This window comes from Microbulbifer aestuariivivens, assembly GCF_039545115.1.
GTDB classification, from domain to species: Bacteria; Pseudomonadota; Gammaproteobacteria; order Pseudomonadales; family Cellvibrionaceae; genus Microbulbifer; species Microbulbifer aestuariivivens.
Map to the genome: position 1 here is coordinate 56,868 of NZ_BAABRT010000014.1, position 22,113 is coordinate 78,980.

At 59.4% G+C, this 22,113-nt stretch carries 17 protein-coding genes and 1 pseudogene; 3 read left to right on the forward strand and 15 right to left on the reverse strand.

The annotated features are described in order from the left end of the window. Positions 1 to 26: 26 nt before the first annotated feature. The 12 genes from ABEA58_RS09745 to ABEA58_RS09800 form a co-directional block, all read right to left on the reverse strand. The gene (locus ABEA58_RS09745) at positions 27 to 1,376 is read right to left on the reverse strand and encodes an aspartate aminotransferase family protein (protein WP_345551033.1); all 1,350 of its coding nucleotides are present in this window, start codon (positions 1,374 to 1,376) and stop codon (positions 27 to 29) included. Between the two features lie 144 nt (positions 1,377 to 1,520). Further along, a complete protein-coding gene (locus ABEA58_RS09750; protein ID WP_345551035.1) occupies positions 1,521 to 2,957 on the reverse strand; it encodes an aspartate ammonia-lyase in 1,437 nt (478 codons plus the stop codon). 116 nt (positions 2,958 to 3,073) lie between these two features. Next, positions 3,074 to 4,324 (reverse strand): cyanophycinase, encoded by a 1,251-nt coding sequence (locus ABEA58_RS09755; protein ID WP_345551037.1) that lies wholly within the window; start codon positions 4,322 to 4,324, stop codon positions 3,074 to 3,076. Between the two features lie 11 nt (positions 4,325 to 4,335). Then, entirely contained in the window at positions 4,336 to 5,301 is a 966-nt protein-coding gene (locus tag ABEA58_RS09760) for a GlxA family transcriptional regulator (RefSeq protein WP_345551039.1), read from the reverse strand. Between the two features lie 2 nt (positions 5,302 to 5,303). Further along, positions 5,304 to 6,476 carry a beta-aspartyl-peptidase gene (iadA, locus tag ABEA58_RS09765; RefSeq protein ID WP_345551041.1) on the reverse strand — a complete coding sequence of 391 codons (1,173 nt, stop codon included), beginning with the start codon at positions 6,474 to 6,476 and terminating at the stop codon, positions 5,304 to 5,306. Between the two features lie 9 nt (positions 6,477 to 6,485). Beyond that, complete coding sequence (yfcC, locus tag ABEA58_RS09770) at positions 6,486 to 7,991, reverse strand: putative basic amino acid antiporter YfcC (protein WP_345551042.1); 1,506 nt, start codon at positions 7,989 to 7,991, stop codon at positions 6,486 to 6,488. Between the two features lie 138 nt (positions 7,992 to 8,129). Then, a complete protein-coding gene (locus tag ABEA58_RS09775) occupies positions 8,130 to 10,943 on the reverse strand; it encodes a TonB-dependent receptor plug domain-containing protein (RefSeq protein ID WP_345551044.1) in 2,814 nt (937 codons plus the stop codon). 732 nt (positions 10,944 to 11,675) lie between these two features. Continuing rightward, positions 11,676 to 13,082, reverse strand: coding sequence for a Type 1 glutamine amidotransferase-like domain-containing protein (locus ABEA58_RS09780; RefSeq protein ID WP_345551046.1), 1,407 nt, complete (start codon positions 13,080 to 13,082; stop codon positions 11,676 to 11,678). Positions 13,083 to 13,271: 189 nt separating this feature from the next. Beyond that, positions 13,272 to 13,580 carry a DUF6122 family protein gene (locus tag ABEA58_RS09785; protein WP_345551047.1) on the reverse strand — a complete coding sequence of 103 codons (309 nt, stop codon included), beginning with the start codon at positions 13,578 to 13,580 and terminating at the stop codon, positions 13,272 to 13,274. Next, complete coding sequence (locus ABEA58_RS09790; protein ID WP_345551049.1) at positions 13,580 to 14,251, reverse strand: GntR family transcriptional regulator; 672 nt, start codon at positions 14,249 to 14,251, stop codon at positions 13,580 to 13,582. The genes ABEA58_RS09785 and ABEA58_RS09790 overlap by 1 nt, the downstream gene beginning before the upstream one ends. Continuing rightward, positions 14,248 to 15,354 carry a patatin-like phospholipase family protein gene (locus tag ABEA58_RS09795; protein ID WP_345551050.1) on the reverse strand — a complete coding sequence of 369 codons (1,107 nt, stop codon included), beginning with the start codon at positions 15,352 to 15,354 and terminating at the stop codon, positions 14,248 to 14,250. The genes ABEA58_RS09790 and ABEA58_RS09795 overlap by 4 nt, the downstream gene beginning before the upstream one ends. A 185-nt stretch (positions 15,355 to 15,539) precedes the next feature. Next, positions 15,540 to 15,980 carry a VOC family protein gene (locus ABEA58_RS09800; RefSeq protein ID WP_345551052.1) on the reverse strand — a complete coding sequence of 147 codons (441 nt, stop codon included), beginning with the start codon at positions 15,978 to 15,980 and terminating at the stop codon, positions 15,540 to 15,542. Positions 15,981 to 16,264: 284 nt separating this feature from the next. On the opposite strand from ABEA58_RS09800, the gene ABEA58_RS09805 reads away from it, so the two are divergent. Both ABEA58_RS09805 and ABEA58_RS09810 read left to right on the forward strand, forming a co-directional pair. After that, a complete protein-coding gene (locus ABEA58_RS09805) occupies positions 16,265 to 17,437 on the forward strand; it encodes a hypothetical protein (RefSeq protein WP_345551053.1) in 1,173 nt (390 codons plus the stop codon). A 115-nt stretch (positions 17,438 to 17,552) separates the two neighbouring features. Continuing rightward, a complete protein-coding gene (locus tag ABEA58_RS09810) occupies positions 17,553 to 18,284 on the forward strand; it encodes an SIMPL domain-containing protein (RefSeq protein WP_345551054.1) in 732 nt (243 codons plus the stop codon). Between the two features lie 239 nt (positions 18,285 to 18,523). Here ABEA58_RS09810 and ABEA58_RS09815 read toward each other — a convergent pair whose 3' ends face one another. Beyond that, positions 18,524 to 19,855 carry a metal-dependent hydrolase family protein gene (locus tag ABEA58_RS09815; protein WP_345551055.1) on the reverse strand — a complete coding sequence of 444 codons (1,332 nt, stop codon included), beginning with the start codon at positions 19,853 to 19,855 and terminating at the stop codon, positions 18,524 to 18,526. A 148-nt stretch (positions 19,856 to 20,003) separates the two neighbouring features. On the opposite strand from ABEA58_RS09815, the gene ABEA58_RS09820 reads away from it, so the two are divergent. Next, positions 20,004 to 20,615, forward strand: coding sequence for a glutathione S-transferase family protein (locus tag ABEA58_RS09820; RefSeq protein WP_345551056.1), 612 nt, complete (start codon positions 20,004 to 20,006; stop codon positions 20,613 to 20,615). A gap of 187 nt (positions 20,616 to 20,802) precedes the next feature. Here ABEA58_RS09820 and ABEA58_RS09825 read toward each other — a convergent pair whose 3' ends face one another. Together ABEA58_RS09825 and rimK are read right to left on the reverse strand one after the other, a co-directional pair. Then, positions 20,803 to 21,117, reverse strand: a complete 315-nt coding sequence (locus ABEA58_RS09825; protein WP_425563530.1) for a cation:proton antiporter regulatory subunit — start codon at positions 21,115 to 21,117, stop codon at positions 20,803 to 20,805. Then, positions 21,094 to 22,017, reverse strand: a pseudogene (gene rimK / locus ABEA58_RS09830) (30S ribosomal protein S6--L-glutamate ligase); the annotation flags it as partial. The pseudogene rimK and the gene ABEA58_RS09825, both read right to left, overlap by 24 nt. Positions 22,018 to 22,113 lie beyond the last annotated feature (96 nt).

A 22,113-nucleotide genomic window follows, 5' to 3' on the forward strand; every position in this document is an offset into this window, starting at 1 on the left:
ACTAGCCGTGCCCGCATTCAGCCATTTTACGCCAGAGCCTTGGCAGTATCATCCAGCGCCCGGCGCGCCTTCTCCACCAGCTCGTCCACCTGCTCGGTGGTGATAATCAGCGGCGGCGCGATGATCATGGTGTCGCCGGTTGCGCGCATCACGAGACCATTCTTGATGCTCATATCGCGGCAGATACCGCCGGCGGTACAGTCGTCATCAAAACGCGCCCGGCTGCCCTTATCCTTAACCAGCTCCAGAGCGCCGACCATACCCAGGCTGCGGGTTTCACCGACGATGGGGTGATCGGCCAGCTCCGCCCAGCGCTTGGCCAGGTAGGGGCCGGTGTTATCGCGCACATTGTCGATGATCTTCTCGCCGCGCAGGATATTCAGGGTCGCCAGACCGGCCATACAGGCGGCCGGGTGCGCGGAATAGGTGTAGCCGTGGGTGAACTCGCCGCCCTTGGACTTGACCACCTCAGCCACCCGGTCGCTCACCATGGTGCCGCCCAGCGGGAAGTAACCATTGGTCACCGCCTTGGCAAAGGTCATCAGGTCGGGCTCGAGGCCATAGTAGTCGGAACCGAACCACTCGCCGGTGCGGCCGAAGCCGAAAATCACCTCGTCGACCACCAGCAGAATATCGTACTGAGCGAGCACCTTCTTCACTTCCGGCCAGTAGGTTTCCGGCGGAATGATCACCCCGCCGGCGCCCTGGATCGGCTCGGCGATAAAGGCGGCGATATTGTCCGGACCCAGCTCCTGGATTTTTTCATCCAGGCAACGCGCGGCATAAACACCGAACTCCTCGGGAGACATATCGCCACCCTCACCGAACCAGTAGGGCTGCTGGATATGCGTGATGTAATCCAGGGCCTCAAACTGCTTGTGCATGCCACTCATGCCACCGAGGCTGGCACCGCCGATGGTGGAGCCGTGGTAGGCGTTCTTGCGGGAGATGATGATGCGCTTGTTGGGCTGGTCTTTCAGATCCCAGTAGCGGCGGATCAGGCGCAGGTTGGTATCGTTGGCCTCGGAACCGGAACCGGTGAAGAAGACATTGTTCATGCCCGCCGGTGTAACCTCAGACAGCGCGTCGGCCAGCTCGATGGACGGGATGGTGGTGCACTGGAAGAAGCTGTTGTAAAACGGCAGGGTTCTCAGCTGCTCGTAGATCGCGTCGGCGATTTCGTTGCGGCTGTAGCCGAGGTTACAGCACCACAGGCCGGACATACCATCCAGCATACGGTGGCCGTCGATGTCGGTAATGTAGGCACCGTCGGCATTGGTGATCACCCGGGTTCCCTGCTTGCCGAGGTCATGGAAGTCGGTAAAGGGGTGCAGCAGGTGCTCGCGATCTTGTTGTAACAGTTGAATCTTGCTCATTTCTCGCTCCTGGCTTTCATCAGTCGATGCGCGCCGCGTAGACCGGGCCTCGGCAGGCCACTACGGGGCAACTCCAATTTGTGATCACATTTTAGAGGCGGCCCCGCCGGATGCGCAAGATCTATCGAAGCGGATTTGGGAACTTTAAGATCGGAGGCGCGGTTTCCCCTCCCCCAGAACAGGCCCCAGCATGGACTCCGGGCGCAGCAGCTGCTCCAGCTCCTCTGCCGTCATCAGCTGCTCCTCAATCACCAGTTCCGCCACGCTGCGCCCGGTCTGCAGGGCCTGCTGGGCAATCGCGGAGGTCTTGCCATACCCCAGGTAGGGGTTGAGGGCCGTCACCAGGCCCACACTGCGCTCGAGATAGCCCCGGCACACCGCCGCATTCGCAGTAATCCCGACCACACAGTCGATCCGCAGTGACTCCATGGCCGCACCGAGATAGCGGATAGACTCCAACAACTTGTATCCGATCAGAGGCTCCATCACATTCAACTGCAGCTGCCCCGCTTCCGCAGCCATGGTGATAGCGGTGTCGTTGCCGATCACCGTAAACGCCACCTGATTCACAGCCTCCGGGATCACCGGGTTTACCTTGCCCGGCATAATCGAAGAGCCCGGCTGCTTTTGCGGCAGGTTGATTTCGTTGAACCCGCAATGAGGCCCGGAAGACAGGAGGCGCAGATCATTGCAGATCTTGGACAGCTTGATGGCGGTCCGCTTCAACATGCCGGACAACAGGACAAACCCGCCCATATCCGAAGTCGCCTCCACCAGATCCGCCGCCGGCATTAGCGGGCACGCACTGATTTCCCGCAGGTGCGCGACAGCCCTGTCGCGGTAGTCTGCCTCGGTATTCAGCCCGGTGCCAATGGCCGTGCCGCCAAGGTTGACCTCCATCAGCAACGCCGCCATGTCCTCAAGCCGCGCAACCTCTTCACCGACCGTGGTGGCAAACGCATTGAACTCCTGCCCCAGAGACATGGGTACAGCATCCTGCAACTGGGTGCGCCCCATTTTCAGCACCGACTGAAACTCCACCGCCTTGGCAGAGAGGGCCTTCTGCAACGCACAGGTGGCCCGTCCCAGTTGTCGCAGGCCAAACACCATGGCCAGGCGAAGCGCGGTGGGGTAGACATCATTGGTGGACTGGGACATGTTCACGTGAATATTGGGGTGCAGCTGTTCGTATGCCCCCCGCTCGCAGCCCAACAGCTCCAGGGCGCGGTTGGCGATCACTTCATTGGCGTTCATGTTGGTGGAGGTTCCAGCGCCGCCCTGGATCATGTCCACACAGAATTCACCGTGCAGCTCTCCGCCGATGATCTCGTCGCAGGCCCGCTCAATGGCTGCGGCCTGCGCCGGCTCCAGCTTGCCCGTGTCGCGGTTGGCCCGGGCGCAGGCCTGCTTCACCATCGCCAGCGCGGTCACCAGGTCGGGAAAATGGCTGATGGGAATACCACTGATATTGAAGTTTTCCAGCGCCCGTAAAGTCTGTACGCCGTAGTACGCCACCACGGGCACCTGCCTTTCACCCAGCAGGTCTTTTTCCACGCGATAGCAGCTGGTATCACTCATCATTATTGCCACTCGAAAGAACTGAAAATATAGGGAAAAGCGAGAAAACCGAGAAAACAGTGCCTCTCAAAAGGCAGACTCTCAAAAGGCGCGCCGGCCGCGCGCCCTGAAAAGCGCAATTACTGACGAATACTCACCGTCACAGGCTCGATGGAAAGGCGCACATTGCGGATCGAATACTGATCCTTGGTGCCGGAGCCATAACGCCAGAAACCCTGGCTGTCCGCCGTCTGCTCAAAACGAAACAGCACGCCCGGGCCGTTTTCGGCAAACGCGTAACGCCGCAGCTCATCGGTGTCACGGTTGTCCAGCAGGGAGAAGCCCAGCAGGTGATCGAGGCGCCCGTTGGGAAGCGTCAAACCGGCGCCCTGCTCCGCGGAATACGCGAAGGCCTCGCTGCCAACGGTGGCTGCGCCATCGAGCGTCATCCTGCCGGTGCGCCAGTTGTAGCGGTCACCGGCGCTCAATACGGACACAGAGAGATTTTTCACCGCAAAGCGGGGACTGTCTTTGGCGAAATCCGCCTCCCTGGCATCCACCAGCACCATGGTGCCTGAGCCGAGCACCTGCATCTCTCCGGTACTCAAATCCGCCAGCACCGCGGTGTTTTCATCGATACCGTAACCCCGGCGCAATTCCGCCGCCATTGGCGGCTCCAGCGCGCGAATCAGGCGCCCCAGGCGGCTCTTGCGATCAAAGTGCTGATCCACTACCCCGGCATCCAAAAACGAGAGGCCGCTCGTGACCATCAGGCGGCCGGACTCCTGTGACTGCATTCCGCTGTATTGCTCCGCCCGCGCCTGAGTCAGGGCAGTGAGGGAATCGCCCGCGGCGATCATGGGCGCGCTCATGATGGCGGCACCGGCGCTGGTACCGCCGACCACGGCCCCTTTAGACAGCTGCCGGCGGATGGCGGCCAGCAGTGGCGTATCTGAACCGTCCTCGCGCAGTAAAGTCTCGGTAATGCGGGTCTGGTCACCACCGACAAACCAGACACCACCGACGGTAGTCAATTTCCCGACCACATCGGCATCGTAAGCGCCCTTCTTCCAAGTGCTTTCATCCACCTGCTCTGTGGATTGGTCGTCGCTGACCGCAACGGGCAGAATAAAAACCCGGCCTTCAAACCCGTGGGCGCGCAGATCCCGCTCAAACTGGCGGGCGTAGTGTGCAGGGCGACCGGAAGCAGCCGGTACAATAGCCACATCGGCAAGGCCCGGGGGTATCGCATCGATATATTGGCTATAGATCGCCGCATTGTCGCTGCGCAAAGCGCCGCCCACGATCATCAGCTTGCCAGCGGAATGTCCCTGGCAGGCGACCAATGCGAGAGAAATAAGCACGACCCATTTACTAAACAGTAATTTCATTGTTGTCACTCTTAAACTGCAATACATCTTCTATTCTTTTCTGCGCCACACCAGCGGTTTTCTGTATCCGACAGGGCGGCAAACTGCTGGCGTTCACTCCTCGGCGTACAGCCAAAGTGATTGCGAAACGCCCTGCTGAAATGTGAGGGGGAACTGAAGCCGCTGCGCTTGCCGATCTCCTCGATGCTGAGACCAGAGTGGTGCAACAGATCACGAGCAAGGCAGAGGCGCAGGCCAATGTAAAATCTCGCGGGTAATTGCCCGACAAAGCGCTTGAAGATTCGCTCCAGTTTCTTGCAGGAAATCCCCAGATACCCGGCGATCTCTGCGGTAGTCAGTGGCTCAGTCAGATTATTGCGCATCAATGCCTGGGCCTCGGCCAGAGTTGAGCGATCCGCCACTTCGCTGTGAAAGTGCAGGGTCTTTTCATGCCCCTGCCCGCGCCAGTCCCCCTTCTGCCAGCTCCAGGTCGGCAGCAGGGCATCCAGCATCAGCGGCAGGGATTCTTCATCGGCACAGGTCCAAACGTCATCGTCGCGACTGAAGGCTGTGGCCTCACAGACCTGCGCACGCCCAGACCGCGCCAACAGTCCCCTGAGGGGCTCGGCAAGGCTGACACGGCGGCCATCCAGCAATCCTGCTTCAGCCATGAAAAGCACACCACCGCCAATACCAATGCTGCAGCTGGCCACCCGGGCATGGCGCGCCACCTGCGCCAGCGCCTCGCAGGAGGTGACCTTGTACTCCCGGCCACCACAACAGATCAGTGTCTGCGCCGCCAGTGGCAGCTGCGGAAGAACCTGGGCCTGGACCCTGACCCCATGCTCAGCAGCGACCATTTTGTCCCCACTGCAACTGAAGATCAGTGGCGACTGGCCACCCGCCAGGGTAAACCGCTCCACAAGAACCCCCAGAGCGGACACGGAGAACCCCGGCAGAAGAATAATGGCAACGGAAGATGCAGTGTCCCGCTTCATGATCAGGCGAAGGCTCCCTGAAAGCGCAGTCGACGGTCAAAATACTGCCAGCGCCCCCGGGCCATGACATGCTGGATTTCGAAAGTATCGGGATCTACCAGACTGAGGTCCGCATCCAGCCCGGCAGCTAGCGCGCCTTTGTGGCGGAGGCCAAGAACCTTGGCCGGATTGGTGGTGACCGAACGCAACGCTTTCACAAAATCCAACTGCTCGTCGCGCACTGCGCGGCGGAATTCATCAAACAGGCTGGCCACCGAGCCCACTTCGATATCCTGCAGTGTCCCGTTGTGACAGAAATTCGTCATGGAACCCTGGGCATCCGAGGACATGGTCAGCCGGTCCTCCGCTGCTCCGGACTGCAGAGCCATGCGCAGGGCAGCGCTGGCCCGCAGCTCACCCGTCGCAAGAATCTCAGGCGTGGTGGAAGTGGTGAAGTCAATAAAGCCGCCGGCCCGGGTAAACTCCACGCCGTGGGCCAACAGCTTGTCGTTGCGATTCATATGGGTCGGATAAAACTGACTGATGGGCACATCGGAGGATGCCACCGCATCGAACAGAGGTTGCAAACGCCCTTCGCCGTCACCCACATGAATACTGATCACCCCGCTCTTGCCGCTCAGCAGCCCCGCGACTCGCGCATCGGAGGCGACGCGCACCAGTTCCGCGGTGGAGGGATGGGAGGAACGGTGGTCGGAGATCGCCAGTTCACCGACCCCGATAATGTTGTGCACCAGCATAATGTCGCTGCGCACACTGCCGGTAAGGGTGTTGACCGGAAACTGGTAGGAACCACTGTGCATATAGCAGGACAAACCCTGGGCTTCCAGCGCCCGCGCCTTGCCGTAAAGTTCGTTCAGGGTGCGGGTGGTCGCGTCGGTACCCAGAACGCCGATCACCGTGGTCACTCCGGATGCGAAAGCCTCGCGGGGATCCAGCTCCGGCGTGCGGGAAGCAAAACCACCCTCACCGCCACCACCGCTGATATGCACCAGGGAATCCACCAGGCCGGGAATCAGCCAGGCACCGTCGGCATCCACCGTCTCCCCGATTTCCGGCGGCAGGCTCAGCCCCTGATCGATTTTCTCGATTTTTTCACCCGCAATCAGCACGTCGCAATTGCCGAGATCCCGCGGGGCAAAAACGTGGGCGTTTTTTATTAGAACAATTCTTGACATAAGTACTGCTTAAAATCCCGTTATAGCGGCAACGACAACTGCCACAGAAGCCAGTGTGAACAGCCAGGCCATGAGTGGCAGGGCAAAGCGAACCCAGATACCCCAGTCGAGCCGGGCCGCACCGAGGCAGCCCATCAGCGCCGCTGAGGTCGGCACAACCACATTGCTGAAACCATCGCCCAACTGGAAGGCCAGAACCGCTGTCTGCCGGGTAACACCCACCACATCGGAAAGCGGCGCCATGATCGGCATGGTCAGAGCGGCCTGGCCGGAACCAGAGGTAATAAAGAAATTAAACACCGTCTGGAACACCAGCATGCACCAGGCCGATACGGTGCCCGACACATCCGCCAGCCCCTGGCCCGCCCAGTGCAAAATTGTGTTGAGCACGCTGGGGCTGGTTGGATCATCTCCCCCAAGCAACAGGACAATCCCCTTGGCAAAAGCCACCACCATGGCCGCGGGCAACAGTTGCTGGGCGCCTTCCTTAAACGCTGCCGCCGCCCTGTTGGCGGTGAGACCATTGAGGCCAAAAGCGATTGCTACAATCGCAATCACAATCCCCATGGTAAAAAACTGGCTGGCAATTTCCGGCAGGAAATATTCCCGCTCCACCACACCCCAGATCATCCAGGTAATACCAGCTGCAAAAAGCAGCAGTACCCAGCCATCGCCACGCACCATGGTCTGGATACACTCGAGGGAGTGGCGTTTTTCTCGGTGCACTTTGTCGGATTTAAAAGCCAGGGAAGATTCCGGGTTCTTTCTGACACGCCCGGCGTAGCGCAACGTGTACATAATGAGAAGAGCCGTGGAGACGGCCCAGAGCACCATGCGCGGCACACTGCCGGACATCAGGGGCACATCGGCTATGCCCTGGGCAATGCTGACACCGAAAGGGTTCATCCAGGAGGTGGCGAAGCCCACCTGAGTGGCCACATAGGTTACCAACAGCGCGGTAATACTGTCGTAACCCATTGTGACCAGCAGCGGCACTACGATCAGGGTGAAGGGAATCACCTCCTCTCCCATGCCAAACACGGCACCGCCTGCAGAAAACATCACACAGAGAATCGCCAGGTAAAGACCACCGGCTTCACGGTTTTTAGCAATTACCTGGAATAGCCCGCGTTCCACCGAACCACTGGCAAAAATCAGTCCGAATGCACCGCCGGTGAGCAGAATAAAGGCAAACACACCGATGGATGCGCCCCATTTGGAGCCGGATACCATTCCCTCAAAAGCGAAGTTCAGCAGGCCAATATTGCCGCCTTCGGCAAACACAGCCATGCCCTGAGGATCTTCTGTCACCTGCTGATAAGTGTTCGGGTCCACCACCGTGCGCTCGTTCACCAGCGCGGTTTCATAGGTGCCGGCCGGGATCAGGAAGTTGAGCGCAAAGGCGAGTAGCGCCACAAACAGCAGGATCAGGTAGGTATCCGGCATGGCCCACTTGGGTTCCGCAGATACAGCGTCGTGCTGTTTGGATTCGACTTCAGATGCAGAAGCTTGCATAGAGATACACCAGAGGGAAATTTCTTGTTCAGTCGGCCGGGAGGCGGGGGCCGCTATCGCAACACCCCACCCCGGCTTAGGGACAGCACTTTCAACCTTCAAGCACCGCCCCTTTTTTACAACTGCGCTTTTTTAAAGTTAAAAGGCGTAGCTGTAACGCAGGGTCACGTAGCGACCCATGGAGCTGTGATTGAAGTGATCCACATTGGCACTGGTACCCAGCACCAGTGGCGGCTCTTCGTCCAGCAGGTTGTTGACTCGCAGGCTCGCATAGCTGCCGTTATTGAAGTCACGGCTCAGGCTCAGGTCGAACACTGTCCAGGCATCCACCTCAACCTCGGCGTTGTCGGGCAGACCGACAGCCTCGAGAACACGCGGGGTGGGGTCGTCCTTGTAGCTGTGCGTGTAATTGGCAGCGAGCTGAGCCGACCAGTCCTCGTAGCGCCAGCGCACGGAAGCGTTGGCCAGCCAGCGCGGGTAGGTGTACTGTCCTGCCTCACTGAGCACATCCGCTCCATCGGAAGGCAGTTTATCGAACTCGGTCAGGTAAGTGCCGTCCAGTACAAAGCGCAGGCTACCCCAGTTTTGGGTGTCTAGGTAGTGGGTGAACGCCATATCCACGCCGCTGGTTTTCTGCCAGCCGAGATTTGTCAGTTGGAAATGCGCATCGACAACAAAACCATCGTCATCGACTTCGAGACCAGGCTGACCGGTGGCCAGCTCGCCCTCTCCAACCACCGGGTATTCATCCTCAAGCGCACGCTTAATAAAATCATCCTCCTCAATACCGATCAGGTTTTCGTGTTCGATATTCCAGTAGTCGATTGTCAGCTCGGTGTTGGCGGTAGGCTTGAGCAGGAAGCCGGCTCCCCAGGTAGTGGCCGTCTCCGGCTGCAACTCATCGTTGCTCACCTCCTCGGACAGGAGAGACTCGCCATCCTCATTCTCGTCGCCAGCACAGGCACCCGGGGTCACAGAACAGTCGACGGTGTAGCTGCCCAGCAAGGTGCCGGCACCCACCTGAGCCAGCGAGGGGGCGCGGAAAGAAGTGGACCAGTTACTGCGAAAGATAATCGCATCATTGAACGCGTGGCGCAGCGCGACTTTCGGGTTGGTATCACCGCCGAAGTTGTCGTAGTGGTCATAGCGGAGGGCAAGCTGCAACTCGGTATCCGCGGCCAAGGGGATCATCTGCTCCATATACACGGCCCACTGATCGCGCTCGGCATTGGCCGAAGTGGAGCTGAAACCCAGAATCGGCTCGGGGTTCAGCGTAGTAGACACCGCATCGCCAGACGGGGTGTCCTTGACGCTTTCGCGGCGGAACTCGCCACCGATGGCCACCTGAATAGTGCCTGCGGGCAGCTCTATCCAGGAGCCTGACAGATTGCCATCGATGGCATAGAGTGTGGAAACACCGCTGCGCTTGGCGTCGGTCCGGACATAGGAGTTTACAATATCAAGTTGCTCTGCCTGACCGTCAAAGGGGTTATACCATGCGGTAGTTTTTCCCAACGACTCACAGGTTTCACCTGAATAAGAAGCATCCGCCGGGTTTAATTCCAAATCCCAGCGGTTCACTAGAGTTCCATCGGTACAGAGGTTACCCATCGTGACATTATAAAATGCCTCGGAATTATACAGGCCGGAAATACCCCGCTGCTCTGACTCGCTCCGAGCAACATTAGCAGCCACCTCCCAACCCCAGCCGTTCAGATCACCACGCAGGCCGGAAACTAAGCGGGAGGAGTGACTATCTACTTCTACAGCGCGGGCATCCGGGAATTTTCCCCAGGCATAAATTGGCGAAGTGTAAAACTCACTAAAATCACCATTGCTCGGAAATGAGCTGTCATATGCGGCCTCTTCCACCATGTCAGCTTTCAACTGCTCCGGCCAAAATGGATTCTCTGGATCGAATGGTGCATAAGAAAAATTTGCAGGAGAGCCCGTTCCGCTAGACTGACTGGACTGAACCATAACGGTGTTGAACCATTCAACAGAATCAGTCAACTGGTAATTAAAAGTGCCCACCAAACTAGCACTTTCATATTCATCCTGAGTCGCACTGTATGCGTTGGAGTTGAACTCACAATAGTCGCCCAAACGACCAGACTTAAACTTATCTTCCGGACATCCACCAGCTCCGGGGGATTGGGTCTGGTCGTAATACATAAACTCCATATCGTTAAAGCTTGGATAAATCCCCTGCTGACTCGGGCGAATGGAGTTCGCCGTAATATTCCGATCGCGATCGTACAGGGCATTGCGGGTAAAGAAGTCGGCCACCAGCATGGTGTGGCTGCGCTCGCCTTTGTGCCCCCAGACCCAGTTCAGGTTGTACTTGCCCTCATCGGAACTCGCGGTGGAGTTGCCGTGAGACAGGGTGATCTCACTGCCCTCGAAGTCGTCCCGCAGCACAAAGTTGACCACGCCGGCAATCGCGTCGGCACCATAGGTGGCAGCGGCACCACTGGGCAGCACTTCCACGCGCTCAATAGCCGACAGGGGAATAGCGTTTACGTCGACAAAAGACTCCTGCCCCTTGGCGAAGGAGCTGACGGAAACCCGGCGACCGTTCACCAGCACCAGGGTGGAGGAAGCGCCCAGGCCGCGCAGCGAGACACCCGCCGCTCCGGGAGGGGTGTTGCTGGAAAGCGGGCCTGCGGTGGCGGTGGAGAAAGTGCCGCTGCCCCCGCCAGTCTGGGTCAGCTCCTGCAGCAATTCGATTGGGGAAGTCGCGCCGGAGGCATTGATCTCGTCGCGGCCGATCTGCACAACCTGCACCGCCCCTTCGCTATCGAGGCCTTTGATGTGCGTACCGGTCACCACCACTTCCTCAACGGCCTTATCCGTGGTCTGCGGCACTTCCTGAGCGTATACGCTCCCACTGACCAGCGAGCAGCCGAGCGCCACCCGGATTGCCTTGTAGAGATGAGTTCTCTTATTCATTGTAATTCCCTCGTTGTTGAGACCTTTGGCCATTGATTGATCATTCATGCTGCATTGCGGGCAATGCGGGCTGACAGGTCGGCAAACCGGGACCGGCACAAAGCGCTGCGCCACAGACATACAAAATGCGTATGACAGGCGCAGCTATCCTGTGAGGAATTAATGGCAATAAGAGGGAAAAGGGAAATCCGACTTATAGCTTCCTTGTGCCCGGAGACACGCTCAATACATCAGAGCGTCCGGTCATGCCGAAAGGAAGCTACTCGTCAAACCACTCACTGAGGTGATAGTTGGCGGAGCAGCACTCGATAGCAGTCGTTGTAACCACGTTGCTTGAGTTCATAGCGCTTCAGTTGGCTGGCTTTTTTACTTTGTTGTTTTGTTGTTTTCTTGCTTTCCTACAGGCCTATTTTGTAGGCCCGTATAAACTTATATCTTTTAGACTGATATAAGTACCAAACTCGATCTTTTTTTATCACGCCACAAAAATTCTGTAAACCCCTTCACCCACAGCAAAGAAGTCGGCGGTTCAGCCCCACAAAAACAAAATTATCTTCGGCGCCAGATCGCGAAATGAACCAGGCTTTTGGGGAGGGCTAGTGAAAACCTGTCACAAAAAATAGAGCCGGTTTGGGAGTTCAACCCAAACCGGCTCTGGCGATTTTTCCCCATCAATCAAACTGCGCCTCGCAGCGCAACCTTTTCAGTTCGTGTCGCTCAGCGAACCCGGGATCACTGATAGGGCTGGCTGATGTAGAAACTGCCGCTGCGGCCATCAATGCCAATGCGCGTCGGTGAGACGGTGCTCGCACCAGTCAGGATGTTGTACTGGTCAGACTCGGCCAGCTTGTAACGCAACACATCCTCGTAAATCACCGGGGCACCACAGCTTGCCTGAGTGCGGGAGGTGGAGGCGTCCTCAGCCAGAATGTAGACACTGCCACTGCCATCCACGATTCCCTGGCCGTCGCCGGTAAAGAAGATGGATGTCGCTTCATCCACGCCAATACCGCGTGTGCCAGCGGGCAATCCGGCCATAAAGGCCATCAGCCGCCCCATGCGATCGCGCTCGGCAAAATGCGTATCCACAATGACACGGTTCATCACCGGTGTGCTCAGAAAGCCCGTGGAGATATTACTGTATTCATGGCAAAGGTCCGTAACCGCCTCGGATGAATAGGCGCCGAGAACACCGTCCGGGTCGTAGATATGTTCGGATTGCACCGCCGCCCCCGCCGAAGTACCACCCAGCACACCGCCACGGGCGAGCACCTGATCCAGCGCCGCCTGCAGCTCAGTTCCCTGCCACTGGTTCAAATAATCAGACTGGTCTCCGCCAGAGATCCATACGAACTCCGCAGTGCGCACCGCCCAGGCCACATACTCGCTATTTGCGTGCTGAACACGGTCCACGATCAGTGTTTCCACCGAATCGGCCCCCAGTAGATTGAGCAGATAATCGTTGTAGCCATCGGCTCCCGAGGTGCGCAGCACCACCACATCGCCACCACCGATCAGCGGCTTCACGCGGCGGGTAAAGGCATTATCCACGTCGGTTCCGCCCCCCATTACCAGCAAGCCGCCACCGGACTGGGCAACACAAATATCAGCGGCATTGCCAATCAGCGAGCTGGTCAAACCACCGGGCTTTGTCGGCCGGGCGCCCTGGTCACAGCTGCCGCCGGAACTGCCACCCCCAGTATCGCTACCCCCAGTATCACCGCCATCGTCGGCAGCGGGGACTCCTGCCACATTCAGGGTGTAAGCGCCCTGCCCCCGGTAACGGGACACTTTCAGGGTGTACAGGCCGGCTCCATCCACCTGCACACTGGCAGCCTCGGGTACGCTGCTGGTTTCCGCCGCGTACAACTGTTGCTGGGGATCGTACAGATACCAGTCGAAATCATTGCCGCCATCATGATCGAGAGCGACCGTCAGGCTGGCCGCCTCATTCACATCAAAGTAATACCAGTCCTGATCCCGCTTGCTGTCAATGTCTGCGCTAACCGGCAGGGATGAACAGATGGGGCCATCGGCATTTCCCTCGGCATTATTGGATTCAGATTCCTGGGAGATACAGGCCAGCGCTCCGTGGCTGGCCATGGCGAGGGCAAATATCAGCAAACTTTTTCTCGGCATGGTGACTCCTTGATGTCCTTGCCCGGCTCATGAACCGGGCAGTTTTTTATCATCAAAGGTTACCCGCTTTGCGATCCGCCGCAGTGGCCCGACCGGCGCAACGTCGCAAACAGGCAAGTTGCCGGCGCAAGAAGAACATTTCAGAGATTTTTGTGCAGGATCTTCCGAGGCTAGCGGGTCAGTAACCCGCTAAAGGCCACAGCCAAGGGCATCCACCAACATATGCAGTACAAGCCCGATACCGAGCAATCGCACCGGCAGCCAGGGCAGGAACATCATTGCCCCATAGAGTGAGATGGGCAGCATGGTGTGCAGAGGGTAGGCATTGATGGCGCAGTTGGTCGGAGTCTCGGCCGCGGCAAAAAAGAGTCGGTCCAGAGCGACAAGGTTGGCCGCCAACATGATCAGGGCGGCACGCATCCATATTTTGCGAAAAAAAATCCAGGCAACCGCAACCGGTGCGCCCAGGTGAAGTATCCAGGCCAGTACAGCGGGCATCAGAGCAACTCCTCGGCAGAAATAGAACCAAGGCCTTCTTCGATATCCTGGCGCACCGCTGTGCGCACGCTGGCCGGATCACCGGAGGCGATGGCTTCGATCAAATCCTGATGTCGATCCGGCAGCTCCTGCACCCCAAACCGCTGGAATACCAGATGTTGCAGCGGCGCGGTCTGCAGCCACAGACTTTCAATCAGGGAAAGAATGATGTGTGGGTTACCCAGCCTATACAGGGTGAAGTGGAATTCCAGGTTGCCGGTGACGTACTCCTGAATATCCTTTTGCTCCAGCGCCTTGCTCACCCGCTCATCGAGTTGACGCAACAGCTTGAGCTCCTCCGGGCCAACGAATGGCAGGGCCTGCTCCGCAGCCTGGCACTCCAGAGCCACCCGCGCGCTACAGATCTCAGCCAGTTTCTCCGGTGTCATGGTGGGCACGGTAACCCGGCGCGTGTCCGAGAGCTCCAGAGCCCGCTCCGAGGTCAAGCGGCGCAGTGCTTCGCGCACCGGCATCGGGCTGCAATCCAGCTCAGAGGCCAGGCCGCGAATGGTAATGGCATGGCCGGGCAGAAACTTGCCACGCAGAATCGCATCCCGCACCTGATAGTAAACCCGCTCCTGGGTAGTGCGGTACTCTTCCTGCGGGACACTGAATTCCTGCGATACGGTCATGCGGCGCTCACTTTTGGCAATCGATGGAGAACATCGTCGGCTCCCACTTCAATCATGTGGTCGGTAATCGCACCAGTTTGCCACATCTCGTAAAAATCCTCTGCAACCCGCCGGCTCATATCCACCACCGTATTCCAATATTTGAGGCGTTCGTCGGTAGTCAGGCGGGCAAAATCGTCCCGATCCGGGATCTTGCCGTAGGGCAGCGAGGCCACAAAACCGGGAGAGGGGGCGACCAGCAGCGTATCCGCCATGGCGCCACCGCGCACCCAGCGCCAGGTGAGGCTCTTGTCAAACCAGCCCGGCACCATATAAGGGAAGAAATGCGGGTAGAGCGACAGGCCCGGTGGGCGCTCGAAACCGAGGTCAAAGTGGTAGTCGGTAATACCGCCATCGCGGTAATTGCCCCGGGGCGCCCCATGGGGGTCGCGGATGCCGGCCATCACCAGTGGGATAGACCCGCTGGCGAGCACCGCGGAACTGACATTCTCTTTAGTGAGACTGACATCGATCGTGCGCAGATTGCGAAACCGCACCCGGGATTCGGCCCCCGCGTGAAACACCACGCGATCCCAGAAAGCGCTGAGGCTGTTGCGCGTCAGCGCATTGGCCAGCGCCGATGTCAGCAGCGCCGGGGCCAGCAAGGTCCGCCGCTCACTGGCCAGAGGGCCACGACCGCGAACGGTCACAAAATGACTTTGCCAGACCGGGTTGCCGGCTACCTGGCGGGCCCCGTCCTGGTCGAGCACAGCCTGCAGCATTCTGCCTGCGGTTGCGGTGATCTCCTCCGGAGTCGGCCTGCCGGAATCATAGACCTGATTGACATAGCCGTGCTCCAGGCGCTCCAGAGCCGACAGGGCATCCTCCATGGCGTAACACAGGTTGCGAAAACTGCCGATTGAGGAACCCAGCGTGGCAATGGGCTGCTGCCTGTTGTGGAAGAATTCGCCGATCAGCACCCGGTCGAGCTGGCTGATAACCAGCCATTTGGGGCCACCGGAAGCGCCGATCAGCGTGGAAAACTGGTCCGGGTGCAGGCCCTCTTCGCGGATGCGACGGGCGGCATTCGCGCCCGCCAGCAGGACGCAGGTAGGTTTTTTCACAGGAACTCTCTAGGTCTCTCTAGGTCCGCCTAGTTTGGCGCGGCGGCTTTGACTTTATTTGATCGATATCTATCGCTATCTAACGTCGTCGCCGCGCCAGCTGATTTTTTATAAGGTCTTGCCATACCGGTCATGGCAGGCGCGCGCGCCTGATGGGCATGGTGTGCGGGGCACACCCCGCCCGGTTACCACTCGCCAGTGTTCTCCATGGAAGCCCAGGGCTCCTGCGGCTCCAGCGGCTCACCCTTTTGCAGCAGCTCGATGGAAATACCGTCCGGCGAGCGCACAAAGGCCATGTACCCGTCACGGGGGGGACGGTTGATGGTCACGCCCTCGTCCATCAGCCGCTGGCAGATGGCGTAAATATTATCCACACGATAAGCGAGGTGGCCAAAATTGCGCCCGCCACTGTAGCTTTCCGGGTCCCAGTTGTAGGTCAGCTCCAGCAGTGGCGCGCGGTTCTCGCGGGCGGCCTCCGCATCGCCGGGAGCTGCCAGGAATATCAGACTGAAGCGCCCCCTGTCGTTGTCCACACGGTTGACTTCCTGCAAGCCGAGTTTTTCGCAGTAGAACTTGAGAGATTCCTCAAGATTGGCGACACGGACCATGGTGTGTAGATATTCCATCGAACAACTCCTATATCGAACAACTACCAAATCGAACAACCACTAAACAAAGGCTAAATCGGCTATGGGCAAATCATCATCAGGGCAAATCCACCAGCCCACAGGGCGAAGCCCTGCGATTATAGTGAGGCAGAGACTACAATCGCCGGGGCAGGTTACCTGAGTACACCTCCGGAGCACAGATTCCGGAGCACAGATTCCGGAGCACAGATTCCGGAGCACAGATCACAGGCCTCAAATGGCGGACCACAATAAAAGTTCAGCGCAGCGGATACCAGCACCCAATGTACCAGAAATACTATCGAGAATTTCTTCAGGCCACGGCAGCGGCTGCGGATGCGCCCTACCCCAGCCTGCATATGGCCTGCCACTCCCACCACTTCTGGCCCGATGTGACCCGCGAGGCCCAGTTGCAGTACTGGCGCGACGCCGCAGAGCACGCCGACAGTAAATGGGATCTGATCTTCGGCAGCAAAATACCCGATTGGCAACGCGCGGTGGCGCAGACATTGAAACTGCCAGACCCCGAGCGCATCGCCATCGCACCCAACACCCACGAGCTGGTCTACCGCCTGATCAGCGCCTTCGACCCGGCAAGGCCTCTGCGAATCCTGACCACCGACGGCGAATTCTACAGTTTTGCCCGCCAGCTGCAGCGGCTGGAAGAGGAAACCAATGTAGAAATTACCCGAATCCACCAGCAGCCCTTCGACAGCCTGGCCGAGCGCTTCGAGCAGGAATTGCACCGCGGCGACTACCAGTTGGCCTATGCCAGCCAGGTATTTTTCGGCTCCGCGGTGGTTTTCCCGCGTCTTTTGCAGATCGCCGCCAACAAACCCGAGCGCACCGAGTTCGTGATCGACGGTTACCACGGCTTCTTCGCCCTGCCCACCGACCTGAGCGCGGTCGCCGACAAAGTGTTCTACACCGCCGGCTCTTACAAATACCTCGGTGCCGGCGAGGGGCTCTGCTTTATGAGCATGCCGAAAAACTGCCGCCTGCGCCCCCGCAACACCGGCTGGTTTGCGGAGCTGGCAGAACTGGAAAACCGTGCCGACCGTGTGGGCTATGCGGACAACTGGCTGCGCTTTGCCGGAGCTACCATGGATTACTCGGCGCTCTACCGGGGGCTCGCGGTCATGCAACAGTTCGCCGGCGACGGCGTGACCGTCGACAAGATCCATCAGTATGTCCAGGCGGCGCAGCAGCGCTTCCTCAACACCATGGACAATGCCGCCCACCCGCTGCTGAAGCGCGATAATCTCGTTTATCATGACCTGCACAGTGGCCACGGCCATTTCTTCACCTTTGATTGCACCACTGCGGAGCAATCCGCACAGCTGCAGGAGGAACTGCGTCAAAGGGGCGTGCTGTGTGATCGACGCCAGCGCCTGCTGCGGCTGGGCTTTGCCATCTACCACGGCGAGCATGAAGACTACCGGCAAGTATTTGGTTGATTGGCAAATCGGGTGGATCGGCAAATACCGCGCTCAGCTGCCATTCAGATTGCGCACCTTAGGATGCGCTCACTCGACCCGGCCATGGGGTCCGCAACACAAAAAGGAAGGTCATATGAAGATGGTAAAGATTCCGCTGACAGCTCTGCTGGCCCTCGCACTGGTGGCCTGCGGCAACGACACGGCGCCGGGCAACAACGGCACCCTGGTGTCCATCTCCGCCCGGGGCGAAGCCACCAGCGTGCCCGATGTGGCCGGCCTTAGCGCCGGGGTAGTCACCGAGGCCGAGGACGGCGACGATGCCATGAAGGCCAACGCCGAGCAGATGGAGAAAGTGATCAAGGCCATCCGCAAGGCGGGTATTGACGAGAAAGATATCCAGACCACCGGGATCAGCCTCACACCGCGCTATGTGTACCCACCCAGTACCGCCGGCGCCCCCAATCGCCCCGGCCGCACCCTGGTGGGCTATACGGCCAGCAATACGGTGAGCGTGAAAGTGCGCCAGATCAGCAAGCTGGGTGATGTGCTGGCGGCGCTCACTGCAGCCGGTGCCAACCAGATCTACGGTCCCATGCTGGAAATCGGCGAACCTGAACCGGTACTGGCAGAGGCCCGCGAGCAGGCGCTCGATAAGGCACAGGCGCGGGCACACACCTATGCAAAGGCTTTGGGCATGAAAGTAAAACGCATCGTGAGTATTTCCGAGACTGGCAGCGGCGGTATGCCGCGCCCGATGATGCGGATGCGCGCCGAGATGGCGACGGCGGATGCCAGCGCGCCGGTCGCAGCGGGGGAGAACACCCTGTCGGTCAATCTCGAGCTGGTGTTTGAACTGGCGAAATAAAGACTTACAGCAGCCTGCCAGCAAAAACAGAAACGGCGCCCTGTGGCGCCGTTTCTGTTTTCAATCACCGCAGGCCAGTAGCGACAGTACCCTGTGTTTATCCTGCTGCTACCCCTAGCTTTATCCCTGCTCTTATCCCTGCCCTTATCCCCGCTCCGCTCTTATACCTATTCCTGTCGTATTCGCGCTCCAGCCGTATTCGCTCTCCAGGCTTATTCGCACATGCCGGCTCTGTTTCGTTAGTCCCCGGCCCGCAGCGGCTTAAACACTTTCCCGCCTTTCATCACGAAGCGCACCCGCTGCAGCGCGGAAATATCCTGCAGAGGGTCGCCTTTGACGGCGATGATATCCGCGTGCCTGCCGGGGGCGATACTGCCGAGCTGGTCCTCGGCATTCAGCAGCTGTGCGGCATTCCAGGTGGCGCTGCGGATGGCGTCAGCCGGGGTCATGCCGGCTCTCACCATCAGCTCGAATTCGCGCCCGTTGTCCCCATGCCGGCTGACGCCGCTGTCGGTGCCGAAGGCAATCTTCACACCGCGCTTGTAGGCTTCCGCGAAGGTGTTCTGGATCTGCGGGCCGATGGTGGCGGCTTTGCTCCTCACCACCTCCGGGAAAAAACCGTCCACGGCGGATTTCTCCGTCACCCACTCTCCCGCCAGTATGGTGGGCACATACCAGGTGTTGTGGCGCTTCATCAGGTCCATGGTTTCGCTATCCATGTAGGTCCCGTGCTCGATGGAATCCACCCCGGCGCGGATCGCCCGCTCCATGCCCTCCTTGCCATGGGCGTGCACTGCCACGGTAAAGCCATAATCCTTCGCGGTTTTGACGATGGCCTCCAGCTCATCAGGCATAAACTGCGGATTCTGGCCGCTTTTGGCGACACTGAGGACTCCGCCGGTGGCGGTAATCTTGATCAGGTCGGCACCATCCTTGTAGCGCTGCCGTACAGCCTGGCGGGCACTATCAGAGCCGTTGACCACCCCCTCGGCCGGCCCGGGACTACCCATCAGGGACTGGCGGTGGCCGTTGGTGGGGTCAGCATGCCCGCCGGTTGTCGCGATCGACTTGCCGGCGGTGAAGATCCGCGGCCCAGCGATGGTCCCGGCATTGATGGCGTTGCGCAGGCTCACGGTGACGTTGTCCCGGTCCCCCAGATCCCGCACCGTGGTGAAGCCGGCCTCCAGGGTTCGGCGGGCGGTATCGGCACCGCGCAGCGCATAGTCAGCGGCATTCCAGGTAAAGGTTTCCGTATAGGTGCGCGGGCCGAATTCATAGGCCAGATGGGTGTGCATATCCATCAGGCCCGGCAGCACCGTATATCCCCGCAGGTCAACAAGACGCTCCCGCGCCCGCTTCGCAAACCCCGCCTGAACCGACTGGATGCGCCCATCGGCAATATGAATCGTCCGCCCCGGCAGCAGCTGGCCGCGCTCACTATCAAACAGCTGGCCGGCGTAGATGGCGATCTCTTCAGCACCGGCAAAAGCGGCCGGCAAAGAGACACAGGCGGACACCAGCAGGGAGAAAAGGCGAACGCGCAGGCGGCGCTGATTGGCATTTGTTGTCATTGTGGGAGGCCCGGGGCTGACATAAGTTTTGCGGTAGCTCTGCAGCTGCGATGATAAGCAGCAGCGATGATAAAAAGCCGCAATCAGCCTGGCTGGCGCGGCAAAAGCCCTACAATCTACCGCAATCGCGGAGGGGAGAGAAAGCCCAATGAAAATCTACGAGTTCGCCCAGGCCCCCAACTGCCGTCGCGTACGGATGTTTCTCGCGGAAAAAGGCATCGATATGGACTATGTACAGGTGGACATTGGCAAGGGCGAAAATCTCAGCGAGGAGTTCCGCCGCCGCGACCCCAACGCCAAGGTGCCGGTACTGGAACTGGACGACGGCACCTGTATCGCCGAGTCCGTGGCCATTAAGCGTTATTTCGAAGAGCTGAACCCCGAGCCCGCCCTGTTCGGCCGCGACCCTCTGGAGAAAGCCCTGGTGGAAATGTGGGTGCGCCGGGGAGACCTCAACCTGATGCTCAATGTGGGCATGTGTTTTCAGCACACCACCGGTTTCTTTGCCGACCGCATGACTATTTTTTCAGATTTTGGCGAGGAGAGCGGCAAAAAGGCCCTAGAGTTCTTCTCCGTGCTGGACCAGCACCTGCGGGAAAACCAGTACCTGGTGGGCGACTACTTTTCGGTGGCGGATATCGGCATGTTTTGCGCGCTGGATTTCGGCAAAACCGTCAAGCTGCGCCCGGACGCGGAGCGGCACCCCAACCTGCGCCGCTGGCGCGATGCCATCAGCGCGCGCCCCAGCGCCGCGGCCTGAACCCGTTACCTAGTCCAAATATCTGGCCCAACTACCTAAACCCGCTGCCTGGACCCGCCACCTGAAGCGCTGCGGGATTGCGAGGCAGCCAACACGTACCAGTGTGGTTAATGCATCCAGCGGCGGTTAGCGGAAGCGCTTGCCGCCGCGGATATCCGCCGCTTCTGGTGCTGATGTTTTCCGGTAATCAGTCGCGGTCTTCTGCGGTACCGGCGGAAACCGCATCGGCGGGCAAATCGGAAATCTCCGGGCGGCGCCGGCGACGGGTTTTGGCCGGCACCATGCCGCGCATGGCTTCCAGCTTGCCAAAACACAACAGCTTGTCGTTGGCCTCCAATACGCGATCCGGCTTGGGGTTGGGAATCACCTTGGTCCCCCGGTAGAGGGTCAGTACATTGATATCGTGTTCGTACAGCTCGGTGCCGCGTATGGTTTTCCCGACAAATTTCGAGCCTTCCGGAATATAGATCTCACTGACCCCGTAGCCCTTGCTGACCGTCAGCCGCTGGCGCACGTCGATCTCGGGGAAGTCCACCTGCGCGGCGATATATTCGATAACAGCCCCGGCGACATCCAGCCCGGTGCAGGTTTCTATCCCCTCGAGGCCCGGAGAGGAATTGACCTCCATGATCTGCGGGCCGCTATTGCCCTCCAGCATGTCCACCCCGGCAACCTGCAGCCCCATGATCTGGGTGGCGCGCACCGCGGTTTGAACGTACTCCGGGGGCAGCTCGACCCGCTCGGCGATGCCACCGCGGTGCACATTACTGCGGAATTCCTGCCCCTGCGCCACCCGGCGCATGGCGGCAACGACACGGTCCCCCACCACGAAGGCACGAATATCCCGGCCCTTGCTTTCAGCGACGAATTTCTGGATCAGAACATTCTGCTTCTGGCTCTGCAGCAGTTCGATGATGGCCTCCGCCTGCTTGACGGTGTCCGCCAGCAGCACGCCGATACCCTGGGTGCCCTCGATCAGCTTGATCACCACTGGTGCGCCGCCGACCCGCTCGATCGCCGGCAGCACATCGCGCTTGCTGTGCACAAAGGTGGTCCGCGGAATGCCCACATGGTGCCGGCTCAACAGCTGCAGGCTGCGCAGTTTGTCACGGGAATTGTTGATGCCGTGGGCGGTATTCGCACAAAACACGTCCATTTCCTGGAATTGCCGCACAACCGCGGTGCCGTAATAAGTGATAGACGCGCCGATGCGCGGCAACACCGCATCGAAATCTTCGATCTGCTTCTGGCGGTAATACAGATCGGGGGCGCCGCGCTCCAGGTCGATGGCAAACTTGATGGTATCGAGCACTTCCGCATCGTGTCCGCGATTGCGGGCGGCCTCTATCAGGCGCGCAGTGCTGTAGCAACCGGGGCTTCTGGAGAGGATCGCGAGCTTCATAGGGGATCACCTTTGTTCATGCGGCTTATCGCTGGTCCGCTGAGCGAGGCAACGGAGCCGGAAAAATATCTGTGCAGGCGCCGGGCCTGGGACCTG

Coding starts and splice junctions, on each gene's coding strand:
- ABEA58_RS09745 (WP_345551033.1), bottom strand. CDS start 1,376: ATGAGCAAGATTCAACTGTTACAACAAGATCGCGAGCACCTGCTGCAC.
- ABEA58_RS09750 (WP_345551035.1), bottom strand. CDS start 2,957: ATGATGAGTGATACCAGCTGCTATCGCGTGGAAAAAGACCTGCTGGGT.
- ABEA58_RS09755 (WP_345551037.1), bottom strand. CDS start 4,324: ATGAAATTACTGTTTAGTAAATGGGTCGTGCTTATTTCTCTCGCATTG.
- ABEA58_RS09760 (WP_345551039.1), bottom strand. CDS start 5,301: ATGAAGCGGGACACTGCATCTTCCGTTGCCATTATTCTTCTGCCGGGG.
- iadA (WP_345551041.1), bottom strand. CDS start 6,476: ATGTCAAGAATTGTTCTAATAAAAAACGCCCACGTTTTTGCCCCGCGG.
- yfcC (WP_345551042.1), bottom strand. CDS start 7,991: ATGCAAGCTTCTGCATCTGAAGTCGAATCCAAACAGCACGACGCTGTA.
- ABEA58_RS09775 (WP_345551044.1), bottom strand. CDS start 10,943: ATGAATAAGAGAACTCATCTCTACAAGGCAATCCGGGTGGCGCTCGGC.
- ABEA58_RS09780 (WP_345551046.1), bottom strand. CDS start 13,082: ATGCCGAGAAAAAGTTTGCTGATATTTGCCCTCGCCATGGCCAGCCAC.
- ABEA58_RS09785 (WP_345551047.1), bottom strand. CDS start 13,580: ATGCCCGCTGTACTGGCCTGGATACTTCACCTGGGCGCACCGGTTGCG.
- ABEA58_RS09790 (WP_345551049.1), bottom strand. CDS start 14,251: ATGACCGTATCGCAGGAATTCAGTGTCCCGCAGGAAGAGTACCGCACT.
- ABEA58_RS09800 (WP_345551052.1), bottom strand. CDS start 15,980: ATGGAATATCTACACACCATGGTCCGTGTCGCCAATCTTGAGGAATCT.
- ABEA58_RS09805 (WP_345551053.1), top strand. CDS start 16,265: ATGTACCAGAAATACTATCGAGAATTTCTTCAGGCCACGGCAGCGGCT.
- ABEA58_RS09810 (WP_345551054.1), top strand. CDS start 17,553: ATGAAGATGGTAAAGATTCCGCTGACAGCTCTGCTGGCCCTCGCACTG.
- ABEA58_RS09815 (WP_345551055.1), bottom strand. CDS start 19,855: ATGACAACAAATGCCAATCAGCGCCGCCTGCGCGTTCGCCTTTTCTCC.
- ABEA58_RS09820 (WP_345551056.1), top strand. CDS start 20,004: ATGAAAATCTACGAGTTCGCCCAGGCCCCCAACTGCCGTCGCGTACGG.